Origin of the sequence: Zhihengliuella salsuginis (assembly GCF_014651715.1) — a bacterium.
Lineage (GTDB): Bacteria > Actinomycetota > Actinomycetes > Actinomycetales > Micrococcaceae > Zhihengliuella > Zhihengliuella salsuginis.
Window position 1 is genome coordinate 76,882 of the sequence record NZ_BMXK01000009.1, and the last position, 19,223, is coordinate 96,104.

The 19,223-nt window shown below is 71.0% G+C and carries 17 protein-coding genes; 16 read left to right on the forward strand and 1 reads right to left on the reverse strand.

The annotated features are described in order from the left end of the window. Positions 1 to 55 precede the first annotated feature (55 nt). The 6 genes from IE069_RS11160 to IE069_RS11185 all read left to right on the forward strand — a co-directional run bounded on the left by IE069_RS11160 (position 56) and on the right by IE069_RS11185 (position 6,655). Positions 56 to 1,636, forward strand: coding sequence for an ABC transporter ATP-binding protein (locus tag IE069_RS11160; protein WP_189350520.1), 1,581 nt, complete (start codon positions 56 to 58; stop codon positions 1,634 to 1,636). Continuing rightward, positions 1,633 to 2,850: an ABC transporter permease gene (locus IE069_RS11165; RefSeq protein WP_189350522.1), complete on the forward strand. Its 1,218-nt coding sequence runs from the start codon at positions 1,633 to 1,635 to the stop codon at positions 2,848 to 2,850. The genes IE069_RS11160 and IE069_RS11165 overlap by 4 nt, the downstream gene beginning before the upstream one ends. A gap of 38 nt (positions 2,851 to 2,888) precedes the next feature. Further along, positions 2,889 to 4,118, forward strand: coding sequence for an ABC transporter permease (locus IE069_RS11170; protein ID WP_189350708.1), 1,230 nt, complete (start codon positions 2,889 to 2,891; stop codon positions 4,116 to 4,118). A 3-nt stretch (positions 4,119 to 4,121) separates the two neighbouring features. Next, positions 4,122 to 4,532: a cytidine deaminase gene (locus IE069_RS11175; RefSeq protein ID WP_268245177.1), complete on the forward strand. Its 411-nt coding sequence runs from the start codon at positions 4,122 to 4,124 to the stop codon at positions 4,530 to 4,532. Positions 4,533 to 4,550: 18 nt separating this feature from the next. Beyond that, positions 4,551 to 5,858, forward strand: coding sequence for a thymidine phosphorylase (locus IE069_RS11180; RefSeq protein WP_189350524.1), 1,308 nt, complete (start codon positions 4,551 to 4,553; stop codon positions 5,856 to 5,858). Positions 5,859 to 6,007: 149 nt separating this feature from the next. Next, positions 6,008 to 6,655 (forward strand): DedA family protein, encoded by a 648-nt coding sequence (locus IE069_RS11185; RefSeq protein WP_229791102.1) that lies wholly within the window; start codon positions 6,008 to 6,010, stop codon positions 6,653 to 6,655. 9 nt (positions 6,656 to 6,664) lie between these two features. Here the strand turns inward: IE069_RS11185 and IE069_RS11190 are convergent, their stop codons facing one another. After that, a complete protein-coding gene (locus IE069_RS11190) occupies positions 6,665 to 7,441 on the reverse strand; it encodes a GntR family transcriptional regulator (protein WP_189350526.1) in 777 nt (258 codons plus the stop codon). A gap of 158 nt (positions 7,442 to 7,599) precedes the next feature. Here IE069_RS11190 and IE069_RS11195 point away from each other — a divergent pair, with 158 nt between their 5' ends. The 10 genes from IE069_RS11195 to IE069_RS11240 all read left to right on the forward strand — a co-directional run bounded on the left by IE069_RS11195 (position 7,600) and on the right by IE069_RS11240 (position 19,215). Continuing rightward, positions 7,600 to 9,042 carry an MFS transporter gene (locus tag IE069_RS11195; RefSeq protein WP_189350528.1) on the forward strand — a complete coding sequence of 481 codons (1,443 nt, stop codon included), beginning with the start codon at positions 7,600 to 7,602 and terminating at the stop codon, positions 9,040 to 9,042. Between the two features lie 25 nt (positions 9,043 to 9,067). Continuing rightward, the gene (locus IE069_RS11200) at positions 9,068 to 10,051 is read left to right on the forward strand and encodes a nucleoside hydrolase (protein WP_189350530.1); all 984 of its coding nucleotides are present in this window, start codon (positions 9,068 to 9,070) and stop codon (positions 10,049 to 10,051) included. 82 nt (positions 10,052 to 10,133) lie between these two features. After that, the gene (locus IE069_RS11205) at positions 10,134 to 11,309 is read left to right on the forward strand and encodes an adenosine deaminase (protein ID WP_373287815.1); all 1,176 of its coding nucleotides are present in this window, start codon (positions 10,134 to 10,136) and stop codon (positions 11,307 to 11,309) included. Between the two features lie 11 nt (positions 11,310 to 11,320). Continuing rightward, complete coding sequence (locus IE069_RS11210; protein ID WP_189350534.1) at positions 11,321 to 12,085, forward strand: MazG nucleotide pyrophosphohydrolase domain-containing protein; 765 nt, start codon at positions 11,321 to 11,323, stop codon at positions 12,083 to 12,085. Positions 12,086 to 12,149: 64 nt separating this feature from the next. Then, positions 12,150 to 13,430, forward strand: coding sequence for a phosphopyruvate hydratase (eno, locus tag IE069_RS11215; RefSeq protein WP_189350536.1), 1,281 nt, complete (start codon positions 12,150 to 12,152; stop codon positions 13,428 to 13,430). Positions 13,431 to 13,566: 136 nt separating this feature from the next. Then, positions 13,567 to 14,331: an FtsB family cell division protein gene (locus IE069_RS11220; protein WP_189350538.1), complete on the forward strand. Its 765-nt coding sequence runs from the start codon at positions 13,567 to 13,569 to the stop codon at positions 14,329 to 14,331. A 91-nt stretch (positions 14,332 to 14,422) separates the two neighbouring features. Then, complete coding sequence (locus IE069_RS11225) at positions 14,423 to 15,079, forward strand: DUF501 domain-containing protein (RefSeq protein ID WP_229791113.1); 657 nt, start codon at positions 14,423 to 14,425, stop codon at positions 15,077 to 15,079. A gap of 67 nt (positions 15,080 to 15,146) precedes the next feature. Further along, entirely contained in the window at positions 15,147 to 16,109 is a 963-nt protein-coding gene (locus tag IE069_RS11230; RefSeq protein ID WP_189350542.1) for a Ppx/GppA phosphatase family protein, read from the forward strand. Between the two features lie 47 nt (positions 16,110 to 16,156). Then, a complete protein-coding gene (locus tag IE069_RS11235; RefSeq protein ID WP_189350544.1) occupies positions 16,157 to 17,659 on the forward strand; it encodes a S8 family serine peptidase in 1,503 nt (500 codons plus the stop codon). An 86-nt stretch (positions 17,660 to 17,745) separates the two neighbouring features. Continuing rightward, positions 17,746 to 19,215, forward strand: a complete 1,470-nt coding sequence (locus tag IE069_RS11240; protein ID WP_189350546.1) for an NAD(P)/FAD-dependent oxidoreductase — start codon at positions 17,746 to 17,748, stop codon at positions 19,213 to 19,215. Positions 19,216 to 19,223: the final 8 nt, after the last annotated feature.

Consider the following 19,223-nt stretch of genomic DNA (forward strand, 5'->3'; position numbering starts at 1 on the left):
GCGCCCCACTCACGGCAACCGCCACAGGCCACGGCAACTACGGTCGGGAAGACGCATGAAACTGGAACTCAAAGGCATCACCAAGGCCTTCGGCGGCTTCGTCGCCAACGACAGCATCGACCTGGTCGTCGACGAGGGGAAAGTGCACACCCTTCTCGGCGAGAACGGCGCCGGCAAGTCGACACTGATGAACGTCCTCTACGGGCTCTACGAGCCGACTGAGGGGGAGATCCTCGTCGACGGGAAGCCCGTGCACTTCCGCGGGCCCGGCGACGCCATGGCGGCGGGCATCGGCATGGTGCACCAGCACTTCATGCTCGTCCCGGTCTTCACGGTGGCGGAGAACGTCGCCCTCGGCGACGAGCGCACGAAGGGCGCCGGCATCCTCGACCTGGAGAAGACGCGGAAGGCGATCCGCGAGATCTCCGACCAGTACGGATTCCACGTGGATCCCGACGCACTCGTCGAGGACCTGCCCGTCGGCGTGCAGCAGCGCGTCGAGATCATCAAGGCGCTGGTCCGCAAGGCGGACCTGTTGATCCTCGACGAGCCGACGGCGGTGCTGACGCCGAAGGAGACCGACGAGCTGATGGACATCATCCGCCAGCTCAAGGGGGACGGCACCTCGATCATCTTCATCTCCCACAAGCTGCGCGAGGTCAAGGCCATCTCCGACGAGATCACGGTCATCCGGCGCGGCAAGGTCGTCGGGACCGCCGATCCGAGCGCCGACGCGATGGAGCTGGCCTCGCTCATGGTGGGGCGCTCCGTCGACCTCTCGCTGGGCCGCCAGCACTCCGACGGCACCGACGTCGCCCTCGAGATCCGCGACCTCACGGTCATCGACAGCCTGGGCGTGCCGACCCTCGACCACGTCTCGCTGGACGTGAGGAAGGGCGAGATCCTCGCCGTCGCCGGCGTCCAGGGCAACGGCCAGACCGAGCTCGTGGAGGCCGTCATGGGCCTGACGGACCACACGACCGGGTCGATCAGGCTCGACGGCGTCGAACTGCTGGGCCGCTCGACCAAGCAGATCGTGAACTCCGGCGTCGGCTACGTCCCCGAGGACCGCAGCACCGACGGCGTCATCGGCGACTTCACGATCGCCGACAACCTCATCCTCAACCGGTACGACCGCCACCCCGTGGCCAGGGGCGGCTCCCTGCAGCCCGCGTTCATCGCCGAGAACGCCGAGGCCAAGATCGGCGAGTTCGACATCCGCACCCAGTCGGCGCTGCACACGGCCAGCCAGCTCTCGGGCGGCAACCAGCAGAAGGTCGTGCTCGCCCGCGAGTTCTCGCGCGAGCTGAACCTGTTCATCGCGTCCCAGCCGACACGCGGCGTCGACGTCGGATCGATCGAGTTCCTGCACCGCCGAATCCTCGCCGAGCGCGACAAGGACGTACCGGTCATCGTGGTCTCGACCGAGCTCGACGAGGTCGCCGAGCTCGGCGACCGGATCGCCGTGCTGTTCCACGGCAAGGTCATGGGCATCGTCCCCGGCAACACCAGCCGCGACGTGCTGGGGCTGATGATGGCCGGGTCCACGGCGGAGGAGGCCCTCGCCGAGGCGGACGCCGCCAGACTGGCCACCACGGAAAACGACGAGCCGCAGCTGCCCGGAGGCATCGCATGAGTCCCGAAACCCCATCCTTCATCGACCGGCTGCGCGCCTCCGGCGCGGTCGTCTCCGTGCTGGCCATCGTCGCCGCCTTCATCGTCGGCGGCATCCTGATCGCCGCCACGGACGAGAAGACGACGTCGGCCACGACCTACTTCTTCGCCCGCCCGCTCGACACGCTCGCCGCCGCCTGGAACGCGGCCGCGAACTCGTACGCGGCCATGTTCCGCGGTGCGGTCTTCAACTACGACGCCTCGACGTTCACGGCGATGATCAAGCCGCTGACCGAGACGCTCACCTATGCGACGCCCCTGCTGACGGCCTCCCTCGGCGTGGCCGTCGCCTTCCGCGCCGGCCTGTTCAACATCGGCGCGCAGGGCCAGCTGATCCTCGGCGCCATGTTCGCCACCTGGATCGGGTTCACGCTGGACCTCGCCTGGCCGGTGCACCTGCTCCTGGTCATTCTCGGCTCGATCCTCGGCGGCGCCCTCTGGGGCGGCCTCGTCGGGTGGATCAAGGCGCGCACCGGTGCGCACGAGGTCATCCTGACGATCATGCTCAACTACGTGGCCCTGAACCTGCTGGCCTACCTCCTGAACACTCCCGTGCTGCAGCGGCCCGGGTCGACGAACCCGGTCAGCCCGCAGGTCAACGGGTCGGCCATGTACCCGGAGCTGCTCGGCGACGAGTTCCGCCTGCACCTGGGCTTCCTCGTCGCGGTGGCCGCGACCGCCTTGGTCTGGTGGCTCATGAACCGGTCGACGCTCGGCTTCGAGATCAAGGCCGTCGGATCGAACCGGCACGCCGCACGCACGGCCGGAATCAACACGTTCAAGGTCACGGTCCTGGCGATGGTGATCGCCGGTGCGCTGGCCGGCATGGCCGGCGCCGCCCAGGTGAACGGCACCGAGCGCTTCCTCACCGAGTCCGTGGCCGCGTCCATCGGCTTCGACGCGATCACGGTGGCCCTGCTCGGCCGCTCCAACCCGATCGGGGTCTTCTTCGCTGCGCTGCTCTTCGGCGCCTTCCGTGCCGGCGGCGTGACCATGCAGGTCGCGACCGGGACGCCGATCGACATCGTGCTGGTCGTCCAGTCGCTGATCGTGCTCTTCATCGCCGCACCGCCGCTGGTCCGCTCGATCTTCGGCCTCGGGCAGCGCAAAAAGAGGAAACCCCGGACGCCCGGCAGGGACGCCGCCGTCGCAGCCACCGCAGGAGGAGACAAGTGAGCACTGCAACCGCCTCCGCGACCGGCGCGGTCCACGTCATGAACAAGCGCGCGCTGACCCTCTACGGGCTCGGCGCCGCCGTCGGCCTCGTCCTCTTCGGGTTCCTCTCCCCGGGCGGCACCGCGTCCTTCCGTCTGTCCTCCTCGGGCGACGCCATCCAGCTGCCGCTGCTCACCGTGCCGGTCGCTGCGGCCGGGTGGATCATCGCCGTCCTGCTGATCGCCGGGGCCGCGTACGCCTTCTGGAGCGAGAAGAGCGCCCGCCGCCTCGCCGGTTGGGTGCCCGCGGTCTTCGCGCTCCTGTTCGTCATCGGCATTCTCATCTGGCTCGTCGGCTCCTCGCGGGCCTCGGCCATCTCGCTGCTCTCGCTGCTGACCGGTTCGCTCGCGCTCGCCCTGCCGATGGTCTACGGGTCGCTCGGCGGCGTACTGGCGGAGCGCTCCGGCGTCGTCAACATCGCGATCGAGGGGCAGCTGCTCCTGGGCGCGTTCGCCGCTGCGCTCGGCGGCTCGCTCTCGGGCTCGGTCGTCGGCGCCATGGTCTCGGCGGCCATCGGCGGCGTGGCCGTCTCCAGCCTCCTGACCCTGTTCGCGGTCAAGTACCGCGTCAACCAGATCATCGTCGGCGTCGTGCTCAACGTGTTCGTCTCCGGCCTGACCGGGTTCCTCTTCGGGACCCTGTTCTCGAACAACAGCGGCCTCAACTCGCCGCCGCGCCTGCCGTCGGTCGCGATCCCGGGCCTGAGCGAGATCCCGATCCTCGGCCCGCTCCTGTTCGACCAGACCGCGCTCGGCTACCTGATGTTCGTCGCCGTCGGCGTGCTGTGGTTCGGCCTCTACAAGACGCGCTGGGGCCTGCGCGTCCGCGCCGTCGGCGAGCACCCGAAAGCCGCCGACACGGTCGGGATCAACGTCAACCGCACCCGCGTGCTCAACGTGCTCCTGGGCGGCGCCGTCGCCGGCCTCGGCGGCAGCTTCTACACGCTGGTCTCCGTCTCGCAGTTCTCGCGCGACATGACCGCCGGCACCGGCTTCATCGCCCTCGCGGCCCTGATCTTCGGGCGCTGGAATCCGATCGGCGCGTTCTTCGCCTCGCTGCTCTTCGGCTTCGCGACCAACCTGCAGTACGTGCTCAGCCAGGCCGGCACGGACGTGCCGAGCCAGTTCCTGGCGATGCTTCCGTATGTCATCACGATCTTCGCCGTCGCGGGACTGGTGGGCGCCTCCCGGGCGCCGGCGGCGTCCGGCCAACCGTATGTGAAGGGGTAGCCCGTGAGCGCAGAGCAGATCACCGACGCCGAGTGGGACGGCCTGAGGGAGGCCGCCACGGAGGCCATGCGACGGGCCTACGCCCCGTACTCGAGGTTCCCGGTCGGCGCGGCCGCGCTCACCGACGACGGGCGCGTGATCAGCGGGTGCAACGTCGAGAACGCCGCCTACGGCGTGGTCCTCTGCGCCGAGTGCACCATGATTGGCCAGCTGCACATGACCGGCGGCGGCCGGCTCCGCGCCTTCTTCTGCGTCGGCGGCGACGGCGGGGTCCTCATGCCGTGCGGCCGCTGCCGGCAGCTGCTGTTCGAGCACCGCGCGCCGGGGATGGAGCTGATGACCGTCAGCGGCATCAGGACGATGGACCAGGTCCTGCCCGATGCCTTCGGCCCGGACGACCTCGTCGAGTACTGAACTACCGAAAGGCACACCATGAGCACCGAAGCGTTCGACGCCGTCGACATCATCCGCACCAAGCGCGACCGCGGCGCCCTCTCCGACGCGCAGATCGACTGGACCATCGATGCATACACGCGCGGGGCGATCGCCGACGAGCAGATGTCGGCGCTGAACATGGCGATCCTGCTCAACGGTATGAGCCGGGCGGAGATCGCCCGCTGGACGCACGCGATGATCGCCTCGGGCGAGCGCATGGACTTCTCGTCGCTGCGCACCCCGGGCGGCGCCGTCATGGCGACCGCCGACAAACACTCCACCGGCGGCGTCGGCGACAAGATCACGCTGCCGCTCGCCCCGCTCGTCGCCGCGTTCGGCGTGGCGGTCCCGCAGCTCTCCGGCCGCGGTCTCGGCCACACCGGCGGCACGCTGGACAAACTCGAATCCATCCCGGGCTGGCGCGCCGGCCTGAGCAACGAGCAGATGCTCGACCAGCTCCAGGGCACCGGTGCGGTCATCTGCGCGGCCGGGTCGGGCCTCGCACCGGCCGACAAGAAGCTGTACGCCCTGCGCGACGTGACCGGAACCGTGGAGGCCATCCCGCTGATCGCGTCCTCCATCATGTCCAAGAAGATCGCCGAGGGCACCGGCGCCCTCGTCCTCGACGTGAAGGTCGGTTCCGGGGCGTTCATGAAAGACGAGGCCTCGGCCCGTGAACTGGCCGAGACGATGGTCGCCCTCGGCACCGACGCCGGCGTGAAGACGGTCGCGCTGATGACCAACATGCGGACGCCGCTGGGCCTGACGGCCGGCAACGCGATCGAGGTCGAGGAGTCGGTCGAGGTGCTCGCCGGCGGCGGCCCCGCCGACGTCGTCGAGCTCACCGTGCGCCTGGCCGAGGAGATGCTGGCAGCCGCGGGCGTGCACGACGCCGATCCGGCCGCAGCGCTCGCGGACGGCCGGGCGATGGACGTGTGGAACGCGATGATCGCCGCACAGGGCGGGGACCCGCATGCCGCGCTGCCCGTGGCGAAGGAGTCCGAGGTGCTCTACGCGCCGGCCGACGGCGTGGTCGCGGAACTCGACGCCCTGCAGGTCGGCATCGCAGCGTGGCGGCTCGGCGCGGGCCGGGCGCGCAAGGAGGACGTCGTCCAGGCGGGAGCCGGCGTGCGCATGCACGCCAAGCCGGGCGACGTCGTCCGCCGCGGCCAGCCGCTCATGACCCTCCTGACCGACACGCCGGAGAAGTTCGGCCGGGCCGTGGAGGCGCTGGAGGGGGCCGCCGTGATCGTGCCGGAGGGCGACCGGCCCGACCAGCGCCTGATCATCGACCGCATCGCCTGAACCACGGGTGGGGGATGACCCGGGCCCGCCCCTGAATCATCCCTGCGGGGGAACCGAATGCCACCGCAACGCGTCAGAATAGGAGTGGGCGCCGAACGCATCGGACGGACGGCGCGGCAGCACACCGGCGAACAGCAAGGGGGGCACGAGTGCTCGAGGCGATCAACGACGCGATCATGTCCGCGTCCGGCGAATGGTGGGTCCTCGGCGTCGTCTTCCTCTTCTGCGGGATCGACGCGTTCTTCCCGCTCGTCCCCAGCGAGTCGCTGCTCGTCGGGCTCGCCAGCGTCTCAGTCACGGCCGGGACGCAGGACCTCGTCTGGCTCGCCGTCATCGGCGCGGTCGGGGCTTTTCTCGGCGATCAGGTCGCCTACCGGATGGGGGCCGCCATCGGCGTCGACCGGGTCGGCTGGATGCGCGGCCCCCGCGCGCGGAAGGTGCTCGCCTTCGCCCGCAGGGAGCTCGTGGTCCGCGGGGCCCTGCTCGTCTTCACCGCGCGGTTCATCCCCCTGGGCCGGACGGCCGTGAACTTCACCGCCGGGGCGACCCGCTACCCCTGGCGCCGGTTCGCCTCGCTGGACGCGGTGGCCTGCACCGTGTGGGCGGCCTACTCGGTGGCGATCGGCGCCCTCGCGGGGCGCTGGTTCGAGGAGCACAAACTGCTCGCAGTCGTCGTCTCCGTGCTCATCGCCTTCTTGATCGGCTATCTGATCGACCGGATCATCTACGCCGTCCTGCGCCGCCGCCAGATCCGCCGTACCGCCCGCGGTCCGGTCGTCGGCGGGACCGAATCCTGACCTGTCGCGTCAGGTCTGCTTGAGCGTCAGGTGCCCGGCGCGCGCGGGGACAGCGCACTTGGACAGGTAGAACGGGGCGTTGCCGCGGGTCACGGTCTGCGTCAGCACGAGAACCGGGTCCTCGTCCGCCAGGGCGAGGGGCTCTGCCCGCGTGGCCCCGACCGGCGCCGCCGAGATCTCGCACTCGCCGCGGCCGAATCCCGGTCCGAGGGCGCGGAGGAACCGGGCGAGCAGCGTCGACTGCTCCGGGGCGCCGGCCGTCTCCTCCGCCGTCGCCACCGCCCGAGGCCCCTCGAGGGCCGCGACGGCGACGTGCTCCTGCAGATGGGCGACCGGCTCGCCGGCGCGCGCGAGCACCGATTCCCACATGACGCACTCGGTCCCGATGGCGACGCCGATGCGCGGCGCGACGAAGTCCGACGCCGGCTGGCGCAGGATCGAATGGGACACGATCGCGACGGGCTGTCCGTCTTGGGCGAAGACCTCTTCGTAGGGGTGGATGCGCTCGATCCCGATGCGCGGCAGCGACGGCGAGACGAAGCGGCCGACCCCGCGGCGGGCGCGCACCAGGCCGTCCTCCTCGAGGAGCATGAGGGCCTCCCGCACCACGGTTCGGGACACGTTCATGAGCTGCCCGAGCTCGCTCTCCGTCGGCAGGAGCGCCCCCGGAGCCAGCTGGCCATCACGGATCGCCTCGGAGATGCGGGAGTAGGCGGCGACGCGCAAAGGTACCCCCGGGGTCGCCTGGACGGGCAGAGCCCACGGGAAATCGCCGGGAGAGTACATGCCACCTCGAGTCGACTGGTCCTGGTGCGGTCTCGACCAGTCTAGGGGAGGGGCGGCAGAGCCAGGGCACCGGCTATTGCACATAGCTGTCATTCATGGTTGTATAACAACTCGCAGCAGAGAGTGTCTTGGATCACCATGATGAAGGAGTGCAGACCGTGCCTGAACCCACCACCACCCCGAGCGACGCTCGCGGGGCCGCCGCGGCGCCGGCAGCGACCCACGAGACCGCACCCCCGGGGCGCCGCCGGCCCGGCACCGTCGCGCTCGTGGGCGCCCTGCTGCTGGGCGTCCTGTCCTTCCAGCTGAACGCCTCCATGGTGACGCCGGCGCTCCCGGACATCGCCGACTACTTCGGCGTCGGCCCCGAGTCCGTGGCCCAGGTCCAGTCGCTGTTCTTCCTCGCCGGTGCGATCTCCGGCCCCCTGATGGGCCGCTGGAGCGACTTCATCGGCCGCCGCCGGGCGCTCCTGATCGTCATCGCGGTCATGTCGCTCGGAACCATGCTCTGCCTCGCGGCTCCGACCCTCGAGATCCTGGTGGCCGGCCGCTTCCTGCAGGGATTCTCGAGCGCGATCTTCGCCCTCAGCTACATCGTGATGCAGGAGAACCTGACGCGCGCCGCCTTCGGAACGGCGGTCGGCGTCCTGGCCTCGGTGAACGGCGGCGTCGCCGGATTCGACGGCTACCTCGGCGGCCTCATGACCGAGTCCTTCGGTTTCCGCTCGATCTTCTGGGTCGTCCTCGGCCTGGCCGCCATCGCGGCCGTGGCGATCGTCAGGATCGTCCCGGCCAAGCACGCGCAGGCCTCGACCGGCCGGATGGACTGGTGGGGCGCGACCCTGCTGTCGGCCTTCCTCATCGCCTTGACCTACTTCGTCAACGCCGGCTCCGAGTCGGGCTGGGCCTCGCCGAAGGCCCTCGCGCTGCTCGCCGCGACGGCCGCCGCGTTCGCTCTCTTCATCGTGGTGGAGCAGCGCCGCTCGTCCCCGCTGATCGCCGTGCACCACCTGCGCTCCCGCCCCGTGTGGACAGTCGTCGCCTCCACCGTCCTGACGCTCGCCGGCATCTTCGCCATCATGAACTTCACGATCGTCGTCCTCAGCCAGGACTCCGAGCACGGCTTCGGCCTGGCCCCGTCGACGGCCGCGCTCCTCTACCTGACGCCGGCGGCGCTGATCGGCGTCTTCGCCGCCCCGCTGGCCGGCTGGCTGACCGCCCGCATCGGCTGGGTCACCACGCTGCGCATCGGGTCCGGATTCACGCTGCTGGTGGCCGCCGTCGCCGCGGTCTTCGTCGAGGAACGCTGGGTTGTCCTCGCGGCCGTCGCCGCCCTGGGCATCTTCTACAACGGCTTCTTCCTCACCGCGATCAACGGCCTCTCCGCCCTCCTGTCCCCGAAGGAGGCGCCCGGGACCCTGCCCGGGATCAACGGCGCCTCCTTCGGCATCGGCGCCAGCCTCGGCGTCGTCCTCGTCGCCCCGTCCGTGGCCCGCGCCGCCGACACCGGCTACGGGCCCGCCCTGTGGATCTCCGTCTCCATCGCCGCCGCCGCGTTCGCGGTCGGGCTGCTGATCCCGAAGCCGGACGCCGATGCCTGAACCGCTTCCCCTGAAAGGAACCCACATGACCCGCACTCCCGTCTACCTCGATTGCGACACGGGGATCGACGACGCCCTCGCCCTCGCCTACCTCGTCGCGCAGCCGAACGCCGACCTGCGGGGCGTAGGCACCGTCAGCGGCAACACCGACGCCGCGCAGGCGGCCCGCAACACGCTCGACCTGCTGGCCGTGCTCGGGCGCGGCGACGTCCCCGTCGCCGTGGGAGAGCACGACTTCCTGACCCGGGCGTACGCGGGCGGGGCGCCGCACGTGCACGGCGGCAACGGGATCGGCGGGGTGCGGCTCGAGCCGGCGCACCGGCCGGTCGAGGAGACGACGGCGGCGGAGCTGCTGGTCTCGCTCGCCCGGGAATCCCCGGGCGAGCTGCGGGTCATCGCGATCGGTCCGCTCACCAACCTCGCGCGCGCGCTCGAGCTCGAACCGCGGCTGCCCGAGCTGGTCGCGTCCGTCACCGTGATGGGCGGCGCGGCCCTCGCCCCGGGCAACGTGTCCCCGGTGGCGGAGGCCAACATCGCCAACGACCCCGAGGCCGCGCAGGCCGTGATCGCGGCCGGCTGGCCCGTCACGCTGGTGCCGCTCGACGTGACGATGGCGCACCTGCTCGAGGAGCCCCACCGGCAGCAGCTCGCCGGATCCGACCAGCCGGTGGCGCGCCTGCTCGCGGAGATGCTCGGCCACTACTTCGAGTTCTACCGGGACGTGTTCGGCCGCGGCTGCTCCGCCATGCACGACCCGCTCGCAGTGGCGATCGCCCTGGGCGGCGCGGTCCCGGACACCGCCCCGCTGGTGCCCGTCGTCGTCGACACGGGGGAGGGGCCGGGGCGCGGCCAGACGATCTGCGATCTGCGCGGACGCTACCGTGGCCTCGCGGACGTCCCCGGGGCGACGTGCCGGGTGGTCCTGCGCGTCGGGGCCGACTTCCCGGGGCACCTGACGCAGGCCCTGTCGGCGCCCGTGACGGCTGAACCCGCGGAGGCGGCGCGATGACCAGCAGGCACCTCGCCCCGGCCTGCGCGGGGGACTGCAAACGAGCCCCCGCACCCCTACACTTGGAGCTGTGACTGACGAGATGATCCACACCGCGTACTCGCCCGAATTCGACTTCCGTTCCCTCCCCAAGGTTTCGCTGCACGACCACCTCGACGGTGGACTGCGACCTGCCACGATCATCGAGCTGGCCGCCGAGGCCGGCCACGAGCTGCCCGCCACCGACGCGGAGGAGCTGGGCCGCTGGTTCCTCGAATCCGCTGACTCCGGCTCCCTCGAGCGCTACCTCGAGACGTTCGACCACACCATCGCCGTCATGCAGACCAAGGAGGGCCTGACCCGCGTCGCCCGCGAATTCGTCGAGGACCTCGTCGCCGACGGCGTCGTCTACGGCGAAGTCCGCTGGGCGCCCGAGCAGCACCTGCGCAACGGCCTGAGCCTGGACGACGTCGTGGAGGCGGTCCAGTCCGGTATCGACGACGCCATGGAGGCGGCCGAGGCCGCCGGGACCCCGATCCAGGTCGGGCAGCTCATCACCGCGATGCGCCACGCCGACCGGGCCACCGAGATCGCCGAGCTGGCCCTGCGCCACCGCTCGCGCGGCGCCGTCGGCTTCGACATCGCCGGTGCGGAAGACGGCTTCCCGCCCTCGCGTCACGCGGAGGCCTTCACACTGCTGGCCGAGAACATGTTCCCCACGACGATCCACGCGGGCGAGGCCGCCGGCCTCGACTCCATCCGGGAGGCCCTCGTCGTCGGCCACGCCACCCGGCTCGGCCACGGCGTCCGCGTCGCCGAGGACATCGAGATCGAGTTCGGCGGAGTCGACGACGACGGCGAACCAGTCGACGAGTCGACCGGGCTCGTCTCCCTGGGCCCGGTGGCCAACTGGGTGCGCGACCGCGGCATCCCGCTGGAGGTCTGCCCGTCGTCCAACCTGCAGACCGGCGCCATCGCCGAGTTCGGCGACAGCATCGACTCGCACCCGATCGACCTCCTGTACCAGACCGGCTTCAACGTCACCATCAACACCGACAACCGCCTGATGTCCGGCGTCAGCCTCTCCGACGAGTTCGAGCTGCTCGTCGAGGCCTTCGACTACGACCTGGACGACTTCCTCGAGCTGACCCTGAACGCCGCCGAGGCGGCCTTCCTGCCGCTCGAGGAGCGCGAGGTGCTCGTCGACCACATCAACCAGGCCTACGCCGAACTGACCGCCGACGAGGACGACGCGACCGCAGAAGCCGGCACCGAGTAGGACCGGGGACCATGCCGAACCAGGACCCCGACCTTTCGGCACGGGCCAGCCGGGTCGCCGCGGACCGCACGCCTGACGCGCTCGATGCGCGGCGTGCGGCCGCGGCGACCCGGCTTCTGCGCGTCGTCGACGCGCTGCGCACGCACTGCGCCTGGACCCGGCGGCTCACCCACGGAGCCCTCGTCGAGTACCTGGTCGAGGAGAGCTACGAGCTGGTGGAGGCCATCGAAGACGGCGAGCCCGCCGACGAGGTCCGCGGAGAGCTCGCCGACGTGCTGCTCCAGGTGGTGCTCCACTCCGCCATCGCCGAGGAGGACGGCGCGTTCGACTTCGCGGACGTCGCCGACTTCCTGAGCGAGAAGATGATCCGCCGCAACAAGCACGTCTTCGCCGCCGACGGCTCGCTCCTGGGGGAGTACCCGGAATCGATCGAGGAGATCATCGCCTCCTGGGACCAGGCCAAGCGGGCCGAGCGGCCCCGGCAGCGGGACCCGTTCGCCTCGCTGCCGCGCCACCTGCCGGCGCTGACGCTCGCCGACAAGACGCTCGGGCGGGCGGAGCGCTGGGACGCGCCCGCCGCCGTCGTGCCCCGGGTGGACCACGGCGAATCGGCCGGTGGCCCGCCGGGGAGTGTTACCCCTGCCACAGAAGCCGAACTGGGCGGCGAACTCCTGCGGATCGTCGATCTGGCTAGGAGAAACGGGTGGGACGCGGAGCGCGCACTGCGCGGCGCCGTCGCACGCTTTACCGAGGACGTCACGCGCGCGCTAGGCTAGGTGACGTGGCCCACCGGTGTGCCAGTGATAAGGCCGAATACAACCTGTTTGAGGAGTTCCTTCCATGGCCCTGATTGATGCCATCCACGCCCGCGAGATTCTCGATTCCCGCGGCAACCCGACCGTCGAGGTCGAGGTCCTGCTCTCCGACGGCTCCCTCGGACGCGCCGCCGTGCCGTCCGGCGCATCCACCGGCGAGTACGAGGCAGTCGAGCTGCGCGACGGCGACAAGGGGCGCTACCTGGGCAAGGGCGTGCAGAAGGCCGTCGACGCGGTCATCGACACCATCCAGCCGGCCCTGATCGGGCTGGACGCGACCGACCAGCGCGCCATCGACCAGACGATGATCGACCTGGACGGCACGCCGAACAAGGCCAAGCTGGGCGCGAACGCCATCCTGGGCGTCTCGCTCGCCGTGGCCAACGCCGGCGCCGAGGCCTCCAACCTGCCGCTGTACAAGTACCTGGGCGGACCGAACGCCCACGTGCTGCCGGTCCCGCTGATGAACATCCTCAACGGCGGCTCCCACGCCGATTCCGACGTGGACATCCAGGAGTTCATGATCGTCCCCATCGGCGCGGCCACGTTCTCCGAGGGCCTGCGCTGGGGCGTCGAGATCTACCACTCGCTGAAGTCGGTGCTCAAGGAGCAGGGCCTGGCCACCGGGCTGGGCGACGAGGGCGGCTTCGCGCCGAACCTGTCGAGCAACCGCGCCGCACTCGAGCTGATCGTCGAGGCCATCAAGAAGGCCGGCTACACCCCGGGCGAGCAGATCGGGCTGGCACTCGACGTCGCCTCGTCCGAGTTCTTCGAGAACGGCGCCTACCAGTTCGAGGGCAAGGCGCTCTCGGCCCAGGAGATGAGCGACTACTACGGCCAGCTCGTGGCCGACTTCCCGCTGGTCTCGATCGAGGACCCGCTCGACGAGAACGACTGGGACGGCTGGAAGACCCTCACCGACGACATCGGCGACAAGGTCCAGCTCGTGGGTGACGACCTGTTCGTCACCAACCCGGAGCGCCTCGGCGACGGCATCGGCCGCGGCACCGCCAACTCGCTGCTGGTGAAGGTGAACCAGATCGGCTCGCTGACCGAGACCCTGGACGCCGTGTCCCTGGCCCAGCGCGCGCAGTACACGACGATCACCTCGCACCGCTCCGGCGAGACCGAGGACACCACGATCGCCGACATCTCCGTGGCCACCAACGCCGGCCAGATCAAGACCGGCGCCCCGGCCCGCTCCGAGCGCGTCGCCAAGTACAACCAGCTCCTGCGCATCGAAGAGGAGCTCGGCGACGCCGCCGCCTACGCCGGTCGCGACGCCTTCCCGCGTTTCAACGGCTAGCAGCCGGTCCCAACGCGTAAAGTCTGAGGGGAGCTTCCCATGCGGGAAGCTCCCCTCAGGCGTACCCGGTGCGGGAGCCATCCGAGGCATAGTCGAATAGTCCCCTACTGTTGCCGAGTCCCGTCAGGAGCCCGTCGTGTCCAGCCGCCGCCCGAACATGCCGCGCGTCAACCGTGATGCGCAGCGTGCTGCCGAGCGCCGGGAGGCCGAGGAGCGGGCCCGCCGCGAGCAGGCGGAGGCGGGGGCCGGCGGGCGGCCCCGGAGTTCCGGCGCGGAGCGCGGCGGTGCCAAGAGGCCCGCGGGGCCGGCTCCCCGCGGCGCGACGGCCGGCAGGGCGTCGAAGAAGGAATCCGGCGCCGCTGCGGCCACCGACGGGTCCGGCCAGCCGAAGGTCATCAAACTCCCCAAATCGCAGGCCCGCCTGCGCGAGCGCGCCGCCCTCTCGGACGGTATCCGATCCGGTGGGCCGCGCACGGGCGGCAAGCGCCCCGCGGAGCGCGACGACGTCAACCCGGTGCCCGCGCGCAGCTTCTCAGGCCGCCTCATCGCCCTGGCGGTCGTGCTGGCCGCCGTGACGATCATGCTGCTGCCGACCGTGGGCGTCTATATGGACCAGCGTGGCGAGCTGCAGGAGCTGCGCGCCACCATCGCCGAGCTCGAGGAAGAGCAGGAGGGGCTGGAGTCGCTGATCACCCGGTGGGAGGATCCGGCCTACATACGGCAGCAGGCCCGCGAGCGGATAAACTTGGTCATGCCCGGCGAACGCAAGTACATGGTGGTCGGGGAACCGGCGGCCGAGGAGTCCCCGCTGCCGGAGAACGCCAGCCCGTCCGACGTGCGCACCGACCTGCCCTGGGTCGACGCGCTCTGGGACTCCGTCAAGCGGGCGGCGACCGATTAGAGAAGACCTTTGAAGGAGACCCGTGCCCGAGACGCCCGGAACCGGCGGCCAGCCGGCTGAACGCCACGAGACCCTCGACGCCGAGCAGCGCGTGCCCACCGAGCAGGACCTGGACACGTTGAGCCGTCAGCTGGGCCGTCCGGTGCGCGACGTCGTCGAGATCGGCGCCCGCTGCGTGTGCGGCAACCCGCTCGTCGCGACGACGGCCCCCCGCCTGAGCTCGGGCATCCCGTTCCCCACCACGTTCTACCTCTCCCACCCGGTCATCACCGCGGCCGTCTCGCGGCTCGAAGCCGCCGGCCTCATGGCGGAGATGACGGAGCGGCTCGAGAGCGACGAGGAGCTCGCCGCGGCCTACCGCGCCGCCCACGAGGACTACCTCGCCGCCCGCGACGCCATCGGCGCCCGGACCGGTGTGGGCGAGGTCCCCGAGATCGCCGGCGTGACCGCCGGCGGCATGCCGAACCGTGTGAAGTGCCTGCACGTGCTGGTCGGCCACTCGCTGTCCGCCGGCCCGGGCGCGAACCCGCTGGGCGACGAAGCCCTCGAGGGAATCGCCGAGTGGTGGACCGCGGACCGCTGCTACTGCGAGGGCGCCTGGGCGACCACGGGCGAGGCCCCGAACCGTGACCGCAGCCGTCACGTCAAGACCCAGGAGCAGCAGGACGTCGAGGCGAAGAAGCACGCCCGGGCCGAGGCGCGCCGTCGTCGTGCCGAGGACGGTTCCGGCGGCGGCGAAGCCGAGTAGACTTCGGGCCGGACAGCATCCTCGCCGCGCGGGTCCCCGACCCGCCGAACCGACCAGGAGGTCACCCATGCGCGTCGCCGCCATCGATTGCGGAACGAACTCGATCCGCCTGCTCATCGCCGACGTCGTCCACGACAACGGAACCGTCCGCCTCGAGGACGTGGCGCGCGAGATGCGCGTGGTCCGGCTCGGGCAGGGGGTCGACGCCACGGGGCGGTTCGACGACGAGGCGCTGGAGCGGACCTTCGCGGCCCTCGACGAGTACCACGAGCTGATGACGCGGCACGAGGTTCCGGGCGCGGCCGTCCGGTTCGTCGCCACGAGCGCGACGCGCGACGCCGCGAACCGCCAGGTCTTCATCGACGGAGTACGCGAGCGGATCGGCATCGAGCCGGAAGTGGTCTCCGGCGACGAGGAGGCCGCACTGAGCTTCGCGGGGGCCGTGTCCGTCCACCCGCCGCGCGCCGGCGAGCAGGTCCTCGTCGTCGACCTCGGGGGCGGATCCACGGAGTTCGTCCTCGGGACCGGGGCCGGCGTCGCCGCCGGACGCAGCATCGACATGGGCTGCGTCCGCTTCACCGAGCGCTTCCTGCACGGGGATCCGCCCACGGCGGAGCAGATCGCCGCGGCCGAGGCCGAGGTCGCCCGCTTCCTCGACGAGGTCCAGCAGGACGTCGACCTGACGCGCGTCGACCGGCTCATCGGCGTGGCGGGAACCATCACGACCATCACCGCGCACGCCCTCGACCTGGACCAGTACGTCCCCGAGGAGATCGACGGCGCCGCCCTGCCGCTCGGCGTGGTCGCCGCGGCGGCCACCGAGCTGCTGGAACTGCCGCGGGACCGGCGCGCCGCGCTGCCGTTCATGCACCCGGGCCGCGTCGATGTCATCGGCGCCGGCGCCCTGATCTGGCGGTCCGTCGTGCGCCATGTCGGCGACGCGACCGGCGGCCGGGTCGTCGCCGCGGCCACCAGCGAACACGATATTCTCGACGGGATCGCCCTGAGCGTGCCCGCCGTCGCCCCGTAGCGGCACCGCCGGGCGGCACTGCCGCCCAGTACTTGTGAGGAGGATGGATGGCCCAGCACGCCACCCGATCGACCCGAGGCCCGGGCCTGCGCCGCATCCTGGGGGCGTTCACGGTCCTGACCGTCGCCGCCGGCGCGGTCCTCGCCGCCCCGGCGGCCGACGCCGCCCATCCGCGCGACAACCAGTACTGGCTCGAGGACTACGGCATCAAGGAGGCGTGGAAGGTCAGCCGCGGCGATGGTGTCAAGGTCGCCATCATCGACACCGGTGTCGACGACTCGCACCCGGACCTCCGCGACGCCGTCGTCGGCGGGACGGACTCCTCGGGGGCCGGAGCGCCCGACGGGACGGAGGCGATTGGCCCCCTGCCCGAGCACGGCACGCTCGTCGCCACGATGCTCGGCGGGCGCGGCAACAACTCCGCCGAAATCAAGCAGGCCGAAGCCGACGCGGAGAAGCAGAGGATCGCCTACGAGCGGGCCAAGAAGAAGGCCGAGGAGGAGGACGAGGAGCCTCCGGAGAAGCCCGAGCCGGTCGAGATCCCGGAGCCCGGTCCCGGCGACGAGGGGATCATCGGCGTGGCCCCCGCAGCCGACCTGCTGACGGCCTCGGTGTGGCTCGGCGCGGAGAACCCGGCCGGGGTGAGCATCGAGGAGCAGATCCCGAACGCCGTGCGCTGGGCCGTGGACCAGGGGGCGGAGGTCATCAACCTGTCGATGGGGTCGACGAGCACGTCCTGGCCGCAGTCGTGGGACGACGCGTTCCTGTACGCGGAGAAGAACGACGTCGTGGTGGTCGCCGCCGCAGGAAACCGCGCCGGCGGCATGACGCAGGTCGGCGCCCCGGCCACCATTCCGGGCGTCCTGACCGTGGCCGGTGTGGACCGCGAGCGGGAGGCCAGCTGGGACGCGTCGACGCAGGGCATCACGATCGGCGTGGCGGCCCCGGCCGACCCCCTCGTCGGCGGGCTGCCGGGCGGCGGCTATGCCGGATGGTCGGGTTCGTCCGGCGCCGCGCCGCTCGTCGCCGGCGTCGCCGCCCTCATCCGCTCCGCCGAGCCCGACCTCAGCGCGGGAGACGTCATCAACAGGATCCTCGCCACGGCCCAGGACGCCGGGGAACCGGGATTCGACAACATCTACGGGTACGGCATCCTCGACGCCGAGGCCGCGCTGACCGCCGACGTCGAATCCGTCGGGACGAATCCGCTCGGCACGATCGCGGAGTGGATCAGGGTGCACCGCCGCGCGGACACCGCGCCGGAGCCGGTGCCGTCGGCCCCGGTCGACCAGGCCCCGTCCACCGTCGAGCCCATCGCCGCGCCCGACGCCGTCGCCCCTCCCGGGCGGGGCGAGGTCATGGCACCCGCGGTGCTGTTCGGCTTCGGCGCGCTCGCGCTCCTCGTGATCGTCATCGGCTCCGTCCGGCTGCACCGGACCCGTCGTCTCGCGCTGGCCGAGCGGGCCAGCGAGGGGACGATCGCCAGCAGCAAGTGGAAGGTCGCGCGGGGCCACGACCCGTTCGACGACCTGCCCGAGAAGACCGAGTGACCATCGGCGCCGACGCCACGTGAACTTTTTCACCCAGTCCTAGTGAATGTTTTCACAAAAGCGCCGAAACGGGCTATGCTGGAGTCATGCCTAACACTCACCAGCTCTCGGACCGTCCGCGTATCCTCGTCGTCGGCGGCGGCTACGTCGGCCTCTACGTCGCGAAGAACCTGCAGAAGAAGGTCAAGGCCCACGGCGGCATCGTGACCGTCGTCGACCCGCTGCCCTACATGACGTACCAGCCCTTCCTGCCGGAGGTCGCCGGCGGGCAGATCGAGCCGCGCCACGCGATCGTCTCCCACCGCACCCACCTGGGCGACGCGGAGCTCGTCACCGGCCGCGTCACGGCCGTGGACCACGCCAACCGCAAGGCCGTCGTCGTGCCGACCGAGGGCGAGCCGTTCGAGCTCGAATACCAGGACGTCGTCATGGCCGCCGGTGCCGTGACCCGCACGTTCCCGATCCCGGGCCTCGCCGAGAACGGCATCGGCCTGAAGACCATCGAGGAGGCCGTCGCCCTGCGCAACAAGGTCCTCGAGCGCGTCGAGACAGCCTCCATGCTGCCGGCCGGCCCGGCCCGCGAGCGCGCCCTGAACTTCGTCGTCGTCGGCGGCGGTTTCGCAGGCATCGAGGCCATCACCGAGATCGAGGACATGGTCCGCAAGGCCGTCTCCAAGAACGACCGCGTCGAGCAGGACGAGGTCCGGTTCAAGATGGTCGAGGCCATGGGCCGCATCATGCCCGAGGTCACCGAGGAGCAGGCCGAGTGGGTCGTCGGCCACATGCGCTCGCGCGGCATCGAGGTCCTGCTGAACACGTCGCTGGCCAAGGCCGAGGACGGCGAGCTGGAACTGACCGACATGAAGGACAAGTCCTCCGCCGGCAGCTTCGGCGCCGACACCCTCATCTGGACCGCAGGCGTCATGGCGAACCCGATGGTCCGCTCGACCGACTTCGTCGTCGAGCAGCGCGGGCGCCTCGTGACCGGGCAGGACCTGCGCCTGACCAACGAGGACCGTACCGAGGTCATCGAGGGCGCCTGGGCCGCCGGCGACATCTCGGCTGTCCCGGACGTGACCGGCGGCCTGCCGGACGGCACCTGCGTGCCGAACGCCCAGCACGCCGTCCGCCAGGCGAAGCTGCTCGCCAAGAACATCTACGCGCACCGCTACGGCGTCGGCCGCATCAAGAAGTACGAGCACAAGAACCTGGGTGCGGTGGCCGGGTTCGGCGCCTGGAAGGGCGTCGCCAAGATCATGGGCATCAAGATGAAGGGCGCACCGGCCTGGGTCGCGCACCGCGGCTACCACGGCCTGGCCATGCCGACCTTCGAGCGCAAGTTCCGCGTCGTCGGCGGCTGGTTCCTCCAGCTGTTCTTCAACCGCGACACCACGCAGATCTCCGACCTGCAGGAGCCGCGCCGCGCCTTCGTCGAGGCCGCCACGCCGAAGCCGAAGCCGGAGGCGAAGAAGGACGACGCCAAGGCTGAGGCGCCGAAGTCCGAGGAGAAGGGCTCGGCGGCGAACGCCGAGGGCAAGTCCGAGGTCGCGGCCTAGTCCGAGTA

What these genes read in the sequence shown, in the direction of transcription:
- IE069_RS11160 (WP_189350520.1), top strand. Translation starts at nt 56, where the DNA reads ATGAAACTGGAACTCAAAGGCATCACCAAGGCCTTCGGCGGCTTCGTC.
- IE069_RS11165 (WP_189350522.1), top strand. Translation starts at nt 1,633, where the DNA reads ATGAGTCCCGAAACCCCATCCTTCATCGACCGGCTGCGCGCCTCCGGC.
- IE069_RS11170 (WP_189350708.1), top strand. Translation starts at nt 2,889, where the DNA reads ATGAACAAGCGCGCGCTGACCCTCTACGGGCTCGGCGCCGCCGTCGGC.
- IE069_RS11180 (WP_189350524.1), top strand. Translation starts at nt 4,551, where the DNA reads ATGAGCACCGAAGCGTTCGACGCCGTCGACATCATCCGCACCAAGCGC.
- IE069_RS11190 (WP_189350526.1), bottom strand. Translation starts at nt 7,441, where the DNA reads ATGTACTCTCCCGGCGATTTCCCGTGGGCTCTGCCCGTCCAGGCGACC.
- IE069_RS11200 (WP_189350530.1), top strand. Translation starts at nt 9,068, where the DNA reads ATGACCCGCACTCCCGTCTACCTCGATTGCGACACGGGGATCGACGAC.
- IE069_RS11205 (WP_373287815.1), top strand. Translation starts at nt 10,134, where the DNA reads ATGATCCACACCGCGTACTCGCCCGAATTCGACTTCCGTTCCCTCCCC.
- IE069_RS11210 (WP_189350534.1), top strand. Translation starts at nt 11,321, where the DNA reads ATGCCGAACCAGGACCCCGACCTTTCGGCACGGGCCAGCCGGGTCGCC.
- eno (WP_189350536.1), top strand. Translation starts at nt 12,150, where the DNA reads ATGGCCCTGATTGATGCCATCCACGCCCGCGAGATTCTCGATTCCCGC.
- IE069_RS11230 (WP_189350542.1), top strand. Translation starts at nt 15,147, where the DNA reads ATGCGCGTCGCCGCCATCGATTGCGGAACGAACTCGATCCGCCTGCTC.
- IE069_RS11235 (WP_189350544.1), top strand. Translation starts at nt 16,157, where the DNA reads ATGGCCCAGCACGCCACCCGATCGACCCGAGGCCCGGGCCTGCGCCGC.
- IE069_RS11240 (WP_189350546.1), top strand. Translation starts at nt 17,746, where the DNA reads ATGCCTAACACTCACCAGCTCTCGGACCGTCCGCGTATCCTCGTCGTC.